Annotated in this window: 12 protein-coding genes; 11 read left to right on the forward strand and 1 reads right to left on the reverse strand. The window is 66.1% G+C overall.

Going from position 1 to position 11379, the window contains the following annotated elements:
• Positions 1-220: 220 nt before the first annotated feature.
• Positions 221-1435 carry a PQQ-dependent sugar dehydrogenase gene (locus tag AC1DRD_RS12045; RefSeq protein WP_478041533.1) on the reverse strand — a complete coding sequence of 405 codons (1215 nt, stop codon included), beginning with the start codon at positions 1433-1435 and terminating at the stop codon, positions 221-223.
• A gap of 182 nt (positions 1436-1617) precedes the next feature.
• On the opposite strand from AC1DRD_RS12045, the gene rimP reads away from it, so the two are divergent.
• The 11 genes from rimP to truB form a co-directional block, all read left to right on the forward strand.
• Complete coding sequence (gene rimP / locus AC1DRD_RS12050; RefSeq protein ID WP_478041534.1) at positions 1618-2148, forward strand: ribosome maturation protein RimP; 531 nt, start codon at positions 1618-1620, stop codon at positions 2146-2148.
• Positions 2148-3761 carry a transcription termination factor NusA gene (nusA, locus tag AC1DRD_RS12055; RefSeq protein ID WP_478031050.1) on the forward strand — a complete coding sequence of 538 codons (1614 nt, stop codon included), beginning with the start codon at positions 2148-2150 and terminating at the stop codon, positions 3759-3761. Before rimP ends, nusA begins: the two co-directional genes overlap by 1 nt.
• Positions 3761-3991, forward strand: coding sequence for a tautomerase family protein (locus AC1DRD_RS12060; protein ID WP_066827428.1), 231 nt, complete (start codon positions 3761-3763; stop codon positions 3989-3991). The genes nusA and AC1DRD_RS12060 overlap by 1 nt, the downstream gene beginning before the upstream one ends.
• A gap of 61 nt (positions 3992-4052) precedes the next feature.
• A complete protein-coding gene (locus AC1DRD_RS12065; RefSeq protein ID WP_478041535.1) occupies positions 4053-4847 on the forward strand; it encodes a DUF448 domain-containing protein in 795 nt (264 codons plus the stop codon).
• Complete coding sequence (gene infB / locus AC1DRD_RS12070; protein ID WP_478041536.1) at positions 4844-7537, forward strand: translation initiation factor IF-2; 2694 nt, start codon at positions 4844-4846, stop codon at positions 7535-7537. The genes AC1DRD_RS12065 and infB overlap by 4 nt, the downstream gene beginning before the upstream one ends.
• Positions 7538-7656: 119 nt before the next feature.
• Positions 7657-8055 (forward strand): 30S ribosome-binding factor RbfA, encoded by a 399-nt coding sequence (gene rbfA / locus AC1DRD_RS12075; protein ID WP_478041537.1) that lies wholly within the window; start codon positions 7657-7659, stop codon positions 8053-8055.
• Positions 8056-8588: 533 nt separating this feature from the next.
• A complete protein-coding gene (locus AC1DRD_RS12080; protein WP_478041538.1) occupies positions 8589-9125 on the forward strand; it encodes a hypothetical protein in 537 nt (178 codons plus the stop codon).
• Positions 9125-9712: a thymidine kinase gene (locus AC1DRD_RS12085; RefSeq protein WP_478031043.1), complete on the forward strand. Its 588-nt coding sequence runs from the start codon at positions 9125-9127 to the stop codon at positions 9710-9712. Before AC1DRD_RS12080 ends, AC1DRD_RS12085 begins: the two co-directional genes overlap by 1 nt.
• Entirely contained in the window at positions 9709-10389 is a 681-nt protein-coding gene (locus tag AC1DRD_RS12090; protein ID WP_478041539.1) for a site-2 protease family protein, read from the forward strand. The genes AC1DRD_RS12085 and AC1DRD_RS12090 overlap by 4 nt, the downstream gene beginning before the upstream one ends.
• Positions 10390-10474: 85 nt before the next feature.
• Complete coding sequence (locus tag AC1DRD_RS12095; protein WP_478041540.1) at positions 10475-10879, forward strand: DUF6491 family protein; 405 nt, start codon at positions 10475-10477, stop codon at positions 10877-10879.
• A gap of 31 nt (positions 10880-10910) precedes the next feature.
• On the forward strand, positions 10911-11379 hold a 469-nt coding region (gene truB, locus AC1DRD_RS12100; protein WP_478041541.1), incomplete at its 3' end, for a tRNA pseudouridine(55) synthase TruB.

An 11379-nucleotide genomic window follows, 5' to 3' on the forward strand; every position in this document is an offset into this window, starting at 1 on the left:
CGGTCATGCCCCCGGCATGACCTGAACAGCGCGGGGCGCTGTTCACCCGGTGCAGGTTGGGTGAGGGTCTTCTTCCTTCTTCCAAGCGGGCAACGCGACGAAACAAGAAAGAAGACCCTCACCCTCCCACCGCTTCGCGGCGGGCCCCTCCCTCTCCCGCAAGCGGGAGAGGCGACCTAGGTGACAAATCCCGCTCCCTCGCAATAGCGATCAGCTCCAATCATCCCTTTGGCGTCAGCCGCATCAACCGTCCGCCCGAACCCTCCTCACCATCCTCGAGCAGCCAGATCGACCCGTCGGGCGCCTGCGCCACGTCGCGGATGCGCGTGCCGAAATCCCAAAAATCGGCGGCGGTCGCGGTGTCGCCCGACAAGGTCACGCGAATCAGGCCGGGGGTCGACATCGCGGCGATGAACAGCGAGCCCTTGTATGCCGGGAACATGATGCCCGAATAATAGATCATCCCGCCGGGCGAGATCGACGGGTTCCACCACAATTTGGGCGCTTCGAGATCGGGGCGGCTGGGATGGTCGGGAATCGGCTGGCCCGAATAATTGTCGCCGTTGGAGACGATCGGCCAGCCGTAATTCTTGCCCGGCAGGATCAGGTTGAGCTCGTCGCCGCCGCGCGGGCCCATTTCCTCTTCCCACAACCGACCGTCGGGCGCGAACACCAGGCCATAGGGATTGCGATGGCCGCTGGTCCAGGTCATCGCCTCGACGCCGCCCCGATCGTACATCGGATTGCCGACCGCGGCCTTGCCATCGAGCGTCAGCCGCAGGATCTTGCCCAGCGCCTGTTTGGGATCCTGCGCCGGGGTGAAGCGCTGGCGCTCGCCCGAGGTCAGGAACAGATATTGGCCGTCGGGCGAGAAAGTGATGATCGAGCCGAATTGACCGCCCGGCCCGGCCGAGCCCGAGCGCCAGATCACCGACAGATCGTCGAGCTTGTGCCCCTTGAGGTCGAGCTTCGCCCTGGCCAACGCGAGCTGGCTGCCCTCCGCGCCCGGCTCGGCATAGCTCAGATAGACGATATGGCTGTCGACATAGGTCGGCGCGATGGCGACATCGAGCAATCCGCCCTGTCCGCCTTTGGCAACTGCAGGCACGCCGGCGATCTCGAGGACCTTGCCGTCGGGCTGGCGCAGCTTGAGCACACCCGCTTTCTCGGTGACGAGCAGCCCCTGGTCGTTGGGCAGGAAAGCCATCGCGAACGGCGCATCGAACTTGCCGATATCGGTTACCGTGAATGGCGCCGGCGCGATCGGCATGTTGGCGCGTCCGGTCGTCGCGGGCACGTTCTTGATATCAGGTTCGAGCGGGGAATTGCGCGGCACGCTGGTCTTCGTCGCGGACTGGGCGTTCGCCGGTCCGTCCGACGGGCCCGAGCACGCCGTGACGATCAGGCCGGTCAACAACAATGCGCGACGGATCATGATCGCAACTCCCTGGAAGAAAAAAAGGACGCTGACACAACGCGCCGTTCGCCGCCAGGGTTGCCCGCTTGCCACGGCGCGCGGACCAGCCTATACCATTGGCCAATCTCTACATCGTCAGGTGAAGAGGTCGGAGGGCTCCCGCCCCCCGGCGCCGAACCTGCTTGTTTCACGGACACCCCATGGCGGACATCGCCCGACTGACGCAATTGATCGAGCCCGAGGCCCAGGCCCTGGGCTTCGACCTCGTGCGCGTGAAGATGTTCGGGGGCAAGGACGATTTGACCTTGCAAGTGATGGCCGAGCGGCCGGAGACGGGTCAGCTGACGATCGACGATTGTGCCGAGCTGTCGCGCCGCATCTCCGACAGGTTCGACGAGGTCGATCCGATCGAGGAGGCGTACCGGCTGGAAGTCAGTTCGCCGGGAATCGACCGGCCGCTGACGCGGCTCAAGGATTTCGCCAACTGGATCGGGCAGGAAGCACGCATCCACCTGACCGCGCCGGTCGATGGCCGCAAGCAACTCACCGGTGATCTCGCCGGTGTGGACGGCGACCGCATCACGATCGATGTAAAGAAGCATCAGCCGATGACGATCGGCTTCGATCAGGTCGCCGATGCGAAATTGCTGATCACCGACAAACTGATTGCCGCAACCGCGCCGCTGTCGAGCGACGGCGCAGAAGAATTCGAGACAGAGGAAAGTAACTGATGGCCACCGCCGTTACCGCCAACCGGGCCGAACTGATCGCGATCGCAAATTCGGTCGCGACCGAGAAGATGATCGACCGCGGCATCGTGATCGAGGCGATGGAAGACGCCATCCAGCGCGCTGCTCGTGCCCGCTACGGCGCCGAGAACGACATCCGCGCCAAGCTCGACCCGAATACCGGCGACCTGCGCTTGTGGCGCGTCGTCGAAGTGGTCGAGGCGGTCGACGATTATTTCAAGCAGGTCGACCTGAAGGGCGCGCAGAAGTTGCAGAAGGACGCCAAGGTCGGCGACTTCATCGTCGATCCGCTGCCCCCGATCGAATTCGGCCGCATCGCAGCGCAAGCCGCCAAGCAGGTCATCTTCCAGAAGGTCCGCGACGCCGAGCGCGAACGCCAGTTCGAAGAATTCAAGGACCGCATGGGCGAGATCATCACCGGCGTGGTCAAGCGCGTTGAGTTCGGCCATGTCGTCGTCGATCTGGGCCGGGCCGAGGGCGTCATCCGCCGCGACCAGCAGATCCCGCGCGAAGTGGTGCGCGTCAACGATCGCATCCGCTCGCTGATCCTCAACGTCCGCCGCGAGAATCGCGGGCCGCAGATTTTCCTGAGCCGCGCGCATCCCGACTTCATGAAGAAGCTGTTCGCGCAGGAAGTGCCGGAAATCTATGACGGCATCATCGAGATCAAGGCCGCTGCCCGCGATCCCGGCTCGCGCGCGAAAATCGGCGTGATCAGCCACGATTCGTCGATCGACCCGGTCGGCGCCTGCGTCGGCATGAAGGGCAGCCGCGTCCAGGCGGTTGTCCAGGAAATGCAGGGTGAGAAGATCGACATCATCCCCTGGTCCGAGGACACCGCGACCTTCGTCGTCAACGCGCTGCAGCCGGCATCGGTCAGCCGCGTTGTGATCGACGAGGAAGAGGACCGGATCGAAGTGGTGGTGCCCGACGACCAGCTCAGCCTGGCGATCGGCCGCCGCGGTCAGAATGTCCGCCTGGCCAGCCAGCTGACCGCCAAGGCGATCGACATCCTGACCGAGGCTGATGCCAGCGAGAAGCGCCAGCGCGAATTCGTCGAACGGTCGGAAATGTTCCAGAACGAGCTCGACGTCGACGAGACGCTGGCCCAGCTGCTGGTCGCCGAAGGCTTCGGCGCGCTCGAGGAAGTCGCCTATGTCGACCTCGCCGAGCTCGCCTCGATCGAAGGCTTTGACGACGATCTCGGCCAGGAGCTGCAGAGCCGCGCGCAGGAAGCGCTCGATCGCCGCGAACAGGCCAATCGCGAGGAGCGCAAGGCGCTCGGCGTCGAGGATGCGCTTGCCGGCATGCCCTATATGACCGAAGCGATGCTGGTCACGCTCGGCAAGGCGGGGATCAAGACGCTCGACGATCTCGCCGATCTCGCCACCGACGAACTGGTCGAGAAGAAGCGCCAGGAACCGCGCCGCCGCGCCGAGGACGCACCCAAGCGTCCCGAGCATAAGGGCGGCGTGCTGGCCGAATACGGCCTGACCGATGAGCAGGGCAATGAGATCATCATGGCCGCCCGCGCGCATTGGTTCGAGGACGAACCCGCGACGGAAGGCGAAGCGGCGGAGGGTGAAGAAGCCTGATGCCGTTCGTCTCGATCCGCATCTCGGGCACCGCCACGAAGGACCAGAAGTCCGGCATCGTGGCGGACGTCACCCAGTCGCTCGTCGAGCGGCTGGGGAAGAACCCGGCTGCGGTGCAGATCGTGATCGAGGAAGTTTCGACCGAGAATTACGGCGCCGGCGGCATCCTGATCGCCGATCGCGATGCCCCCAAGATCGAGGGAGACGCGCATGCGGTCCCCTCGCAATGATAATGCCAACGTAGGCAAGCGGCGTAACCCCAGCCACTCCCCTTCGGGAGAGGGGCAAAAGGTGGAGCAGCAACGGTCGACGCTCGATGCCTCGGCCGATGCTGCAGTTACAGACGACTCCTCTATTCCGAAGGGGAAGGGCTCCAGCGACCCGATCCGCCGCTGCATCCTGTCGGGCGACCGCGAGCCGCGCGGCGAGTTGATCCGGCTCGCGCTCGGGCCGGAAGGCCAGGTGCTGCCCGACATCCGGGCCAAGGCGCCGGGGCGCGGGGCGTGGATCGGGGTGACGCAAAGCGAGCTCGACGCGGCCAATGCCAAGGGCAAGCTGCGCGGCGCGCTGGCGCGGGCGTTCAAGTCCAACGACCTGACGATCCCCGCCGATTTGGGCACGCTGATCGCCGACCAGTTGCAGCGCGCGTTCCTCGACCGGCTCGGTCTCGAATCGAAGGCGGGCAAGATCGTCAACGGCACGGAACGGGTGGAGAAGGCGGCACGATCGGGCCAGGTCCGGCTGTTGCTCCATGCCTCCGATGCCGGCACTGACGGTGCGCGCAAGCTCGCCCAGGCGTGGCGGGTCGGGCGCGATCGCGAAGGTTCTGGCGAAGAGGGCTTGGCACTTCCCCTCCCGCGCACCATATTGTCCTTGGCGCTAGGCCGCGAAAATGTGGTACATATCGCCGTGACCGACCCCGCTGCCGCGGTCCGCGTGCGTGACGCGCTCGACCGCTGGCGGCACTTTATCGGCCCTGATTTGACTACCGAGCCTTGCGAAACGGCCTCGCAGGGCGCATCGGCGCTTCCCGCGGCAGTCGGAAGCACTGGCGGCTCGGCCGACAACGACGAGGATATTGAGTGAGCGATACCGACAACGACAAGCCGAAACTCGGAATGCGCCAGCCATTGGGGCTGAAGCGCACGGTCGAGACCGGCAAGGTGAAGCAGAGCTTCAGCCACGGGCGCTCGAACACCGTCGTGGTCGAGGTCAAGCGTCGCCGCGTGCTCGGCCCGAATGCTGGTGGTCCTGCCGAGGCGCCAGTCGTCGAGGAAGCCCCCGCACCGGCCCCGGCGCCAGCTCCGGCCGCGCCTGCCGCGCGCGCACCGTCCGCGCCGCAGCTGTCGGCACAGGAGCGCCAGACGCAATTGCTGCGTGAGGCCGAGGAACAGCGCATGAATGCGCTGGAGGATGCGCGCCGCCGTGAGGACGCGCAGCGTCAGGCCGCGGTCGAGGACGAAAAACGCCGCGTCGAGGAAAAGAGCAAGGCGGCGGACACGCCGCCGGCGCCGGTCGAGGCTCCTGCTCCGGCGCCCGCACCGACCCCGGCTGCCCCGGCCGTCGCGGCGACACCCGCCGCGCCCAAGCCCGCCCCTGCGCCAGCGCCCGCACCCGCACCCGTGCCCGCAGCGCCGGTCGCGGTGCAGCTCGATCCGAGCTTGCCGGCGCCGCGCCGCTTCACCCCGGTCGCGCGTCCCGAGATTCCCAAGCCAGCCCCGGCGCCCGCGCCGGCACCGGCCCAGGCCGCGTCATCGGCTTCGCCCGCTGCTCCCGCGCAGCGCGCGGCGCCGACCGGCACCGGCCAGGCGACCCCGCGTCGCGGCGCCGAGACGTCGCAACCCGCACGCCCCGGTCAGCGCGACCGCAAGGGCGAGGAACGCCGTGGCGGCAAGCTGACCGTCAACCGCGCGCTCGGTGGTGAGGAAGGCGCCCGCGCCCGCTCGCTCGCCGCGCTCAAGCGGGCGCGTGAAAAGGAACATCGCCGTCACGTCGGCGGGTCCGCGCCGCGCGAGAAGCAAGTCCGCGACGTCGTCGTGCCGGACGCGATCACTGTCCAGGAACTCGCCAACCGCATGGCGGAAAAGGGCGCTGACCTGGTCAAGTCGCTGTTCAAGATGGGCATGCCGGTCACCGTCAACCAGACGATCGACCAGGACACCGCCGAGCTGCTGGTCACCGAATTCGGCCACAACATCACCCGCGTCAGCGATTCGGACGTCGATCTGTCGACCCATGAGATCGAGGATGCGGTCGAGACGCTCAAGCCACGTCCCCCGGTCGTCACGATCATGGGCCATGTCGATCACGGCAAGACCAGCCTGCTCGACGCGCTGCGCGGCACCGATGTGGTGCGCGGCGAGGCCGGCGGCATCACCCAGCATATCGGCGCCTATCAGGTCACGCTGAAGGACAAGTCGAAGGTCACCTTCCTCGACACGCCGGGCCATGAGGCGTTCAGCGAAATGCGCGCGCGTGGCGCCAACGTCACCGACATCGTCGTGCTGGTGGTAGCCGCGGACGACGGGCTGATGCCGCAGACGATCGAGGCGATCAACCACACCAAGGCGGCCGGCGTCCCGATGATCGTCGCGATCAACAAGGTCGACAAGCCCGAGGCCAATCCGCAGCGCATCCGCGAACGCCTGCTCGAGCACGAAGTCGTGGTCGAACAGATGGGCGGCGACGTCCAGGACGTCGAAGTCTCGGCGCTCAAGAAGACCGGGCTCGACGAACTGATCGAGAAGATCCAGATCCAGGCCGAGCTGATGGAACTCCGGGCCAATCCCGATCGCGACGCCGAGGGCACCGTGATCGAGGCCAAGCTCGACAAGGGTCGCGGCCCGGTCGCGACCGTGCTGGTCACGCGCGGCACGCTCAGGGTCGGAGACGTGTTCGTCGCCGGCGCCGAGAGCGGCAAGGTCCGTGCCTTGGTCAACGACAAGGGCGCGCAGATCAAGGAAGCCGGACCGTCGATGCCGGTCGAGATCCTGGGTATTTCGGGCGTCCCCTCGGCGGGCGATCCGCTCCAGGTGGTCGAGAACGAAGCGCGTGCCCGCGAAGTTGCGGCCTATCGTGCCGGTGTCATCCAGGACAAGCGCACGACCAATGCGCCGGCCAGCCTGGAGAGCATGTTCTCCGCGCTCAAGGCCAATCAGGCGATCGAATATCCGCTGGTCATTAAGGCGGATACGCAGGGTACGGTCGAGGCGATTGTCGGCGCGGTCAACAAGATCTCGACCGACGAGATCAAGGCGCGCGTGCTCCATTCGGGCGTCGGCGGCATCACCGAAAGCGACGTGACCCTGGCCGGTGCCTCGGGCGCGCCGATCATCGGCTTCAACGTCCGCGCCAATGCCAAGGCGCGCGAGATCGCCGAGCGTCAGAAGGTCGCGTTGAAATATTATGACGTGATCTACGACCTGATCGACGAGATCCGCGCCGGCATGGCGGGCGAGCTCGGTCCCGAAGCGTTCGAGACCGTGGTCGGCCGCGCCGAAATCCGCGAGGTCTTCTCGGCCGGCAAGCACGGCAAGGCGGCCGGTCTGCTGGTCGTCGACGGCGTCATCCGCAAGGCGCTCAAGGCGCGCATCACCCGCGAGGATGTCATCATCTATCAGGGCGAGATCGCGAGCTTGCGTCGCTTCAAGGACGACGTCGCCGAAGTTCGCGCGGGGCTGGAATGCGGTGTGACGTTCACGCAGAACTTCACCGACATCAAGGCCGGCGACTTCCTCGAAACCTTCGAGGTCGAACTGCGCGAACGGACGCTGTAAGATCAACCGTCATGCCAGCGAAAGCTGGCATCTCGAGCCGCGGGCGGTACCTTATCGGTCTCGCCCGCGGCATGAGACCCCGGCTTTCGCTGGGGTGACGCAGTGCCGGAGGCCGCGTCATGCAAAACAAAGATTCCAGCCCCGAAAAATCGGTCCGCACGCTCCGTGTCGGCGAACAGGTACGCCATGTGCTGAGCGAGATCCTGCAGCGCGGCGATGTGCACGACGACACGCTGGTCAACCACATGGTCTCGGTCACCGAAGTACGGATGTCGCCCGACCTCCGACATGCGACGGTGTTCGTGAAGCCGCTGCTCGGCAAGGATGAGGACGTGGTGCTGAAGGCGCTGCGCACCAACACCGCTTATCTGCAGCGCGAGGTCGCTAGCCGCGTGCAGACCAAATATGCCGCCAAGCTCAAATTCCTCGCCGACGAGAGTTTCGACGAAGGCAGCCATATCGACTCGCTGCTGCGCGCGCCCAGGGTGGCGCAGGATCTGGACTCGACTGAAAAATGACCGGGCCGGCTGCCGTATCGGTGCGTTTCAGCAACGCGACGGCAGCGCCATTGTCCATCTGGCTGGAACCTTGGGTCGACGAGTTCGAACTGCCGCCACGCTCCGAACTAGCACTTCATGTGACGGTATCGCAGTCCCAGGTGCCCGAATGGCCTGACCTCGAGTTCTCGGACAGATTGGTGACCGTCTATGGTCCGGGGGGCAGTCTGATGCACGTCGAGATCGACGGGGTTGGCCAGGATAGCTGCTCGGCGACAATTCCGGCGCCCGACATGGGTTCGCTCTCTACGCGATCTTTCGTGGATATCCTCTTCGGAGATTTCCCCGAGGCACGGCCCGGAGGCGTACCCGCCGTCCCTCCCAAGAGGCGCGGCTGGTTTTCGCGTTGGTTCGGGCGCTGAATTTGATCAGGCCGCTCGACGCAGTGCTACAATCGGCGGTGTCTCCGGAAAGATGAGCGGGCATTGGCGACCCCGCCAAAATGGTACGGTCATGCGTGGACGCGGCGCGCGCCGCGTGCTTAGTTTCGTGACATGATGCTCCGTCGGCTGTTGCCGCTCGCCCCCTTCCTTCTCGCCGCCTGCCATTCGCCCGGCGGCGCACCCGCCGCGCCGGCAGTGACGGCGGACCAGATCGCGATCGAAGCCGCGGTCGTGCGTGACTATGCCGCGCGCTATTCGGGCAATGCCTGCGTCGCGCCGCAGACGGTCGCGCGCAAGGGGCCCGAGCCGGTCCCGCCCGCCATCGCCGGCAAGGCCATTACCTGGACCTATCTCGAGCGCGACGCGCAAGGCCTGTATCAATTGGTCGACGACCAACTCGCGAGCACGCTCGCCGCAGCCTGGGCGCAAGCTCGTGCGCGCGACTATCCCGCGCTGACTCTCCCCGCCTCCGTGCAGCGCGACAAGCCGGCCCCGTGCGGCAGAACGCTGACGCTGACCTCGCCGATGATCGTCGCCAACATGGCGTTCGTCCGCTGGGACGACGGAACCAGCCGCCGCACCATCGCGATCTACAACAATGGCAAGGGCTGGGCAGTCCTGGCCGAGGGACCCGCGAAGATCGGCTGATGGCGAAACTCTATTTCTATTATGCGTCGATGAACGCCGGGAAATCGACCACCTTGCTCCAGGCCGATTTCAATTATCGCGAGCGCGGCATGACGACGATGCTGTTCACCGCGGCGATCGACGACCGCTTCGCCGCGGACGCGATCACCTCGCGGATCGGGCTCGAAGCGAACGCGATTCCGTTCGACGGCTCCACCGACATCGCGACGATCGTCGCCGAGCGTCATGCGCATGAGAAGATCGCCTGCGTGCTGGTCGACGAGGCGCAATTCCTGACCTCGCCGCAGGTCGATCAGCTCGCTCATCTCGCCGATGTGGTCGGGATTCCGGTGCTCGCTTACGGCCTGCGCACCGATTTCCAGGGGCAGCTGTTCCCCGGCTCGGCACGGCTGCTGGCGTTGGCCGATTCGCTGATCGAGCTCAAATCGGTGTGCGAATGCGGACGCAAGGCGACGATGAATCTGCGCGTCGATGAGCAGGGCCGGGCGGTGGTCGAGGGCGCGCAGACCGAAATCGGCGGCAACGACCGCTACGTCGCTTTGTGCCGCAAGCACTTCGTCGCTGCACGGCAGGCGGCGGGGCAATGAACACCACGCTCTATACGGTCGCGATCTGGCTGATCCCGTTGATCATCGCGATCGTGTTCCACGAGGTCGCGCACGGCTATGTCGCGCGCATGCTGGGCGACCAGACCGCGGCGGAACGCGGGCGGCTGACGCTCAATCCGATCCGCCATGTCGATCCGGTCGGGACCTTGCTGGTGCCGATGATGCTCGCGCTCGCCAATGCGCCGATCTTTGGCTGGGCGAAGCCGGTGCCGGTGGTGCCCGCAAGGCTCAACCATCCGCGTCGCGACATGGCGCTGGTCGCGCTCGCCGGGCCGGGGACCAACCTGGTCATGGCGATTGCCGCTGCGGCCGCGCTCGGGCTGTGGAACCTGTGGGGCGGCGGGCTGCCGCAAGTCGGCGGCGGCAGGTTCGCGGTCGATAATCTCGCGAGCTTCCTGCGGATCAACGTCTTCCTGGCGATCTTCAACCTGCTGCCGGTACCGCCGTTCGACGGCGGGCACGTGGTCGAGGCGCTCCTCCCGCGCCCACTCGCCGCGCAATATGGCAAGCTGAGCCGTTTCGGCTTTCCGGTGATGCTGTTCCTGCTGGTCATCCTGCCCATGCTACTCCCAGGTGCCAATGTCGTCGCGCGCGTCGTCGGACCTATCGTCTACGGCGTAAGGGGCGCGCTATTGTCGCTGTTCGGCCTGGTCTAACGCTTCAGCATGAATTCAGCCTTGGCGTGGCAGGATCAAGGGTGACAGCGATTCGTTTCGTCCTCGTCTTCGAAAGGCCACGCACATGATCCGCACTCTCACAATTGCGATGCTGGCGGCGGCAAGCCTGGCCGGCAGCGCCGTCCCCGCCGCCGCCAAGCAGCAGGATCGCACCTGGCCAGCCGACAAATTGGGCAAGGAAACCAGCATTCCGTTCATCGGCACGATCGGACTCTATAATTTCGAGGCCGATAGCGATCGCGGCGTCTGGCTGCAGGACCAGCAGCGGCGCTGGTATTATGCGACCGTCATGGCACCGTGCACCGGCCTGTCCTTCGCGAACCGGATCGGCGTCGACACGCGGTTCGGCGGCACGCAGCTCGACCGCACCGGCACGTTGCTGGTCGATCGCCAGCGCTGCCATATCGACAGCCTGACCGCGAGCAACGGCCCGCCGCTCAAGGTGAAGAAGGCCAAGAAGAAGGGCTGACCGCGCCCGCCCCGCACGCTAGGGCGCGCGGATGCATGGCTGGATCATTCTCGACAAACCGCTCGGACTCGGATCGACCCAGGTGGTGAGCGCGGTCAAGCGCGCGCTGCGCCAGGGCGGCTATGGCAAGGCCAAGGTCGGGCATGGCGGGACGCTCGATCCGCTCGCCTCGGGCGTGCTGCCGGTCGCGATCGGCGAGGCGACCAAGCTCGCCGGACGGATGCTCGACAGTGACAAGATCTATGAGTTCTCGATCGGGTTCGGGGTTGAGACCGACACGCTCGATGGTGAGGGTATTGCGATCGCGGAGAGCGATGCGCGGCCAACGCTGGCCGAGGTGGAAGCGGTGCTGCCGCGCTTCACCGGACCGATCGAGCAGGTACCGCCGGCCTATTCGGCGCTGAAGGTGGATGGCGAGCGGGCGTATGATCTGGCGCGGGCGGGGGAAGAGGTGGTGCTCGCGACGAGGAGCGTGACGGTGCATTCTCTTGCCGTCGCCC

Source organism: Sphingomonas sp. P4_G2 (genome assembly GCF_056401155.1).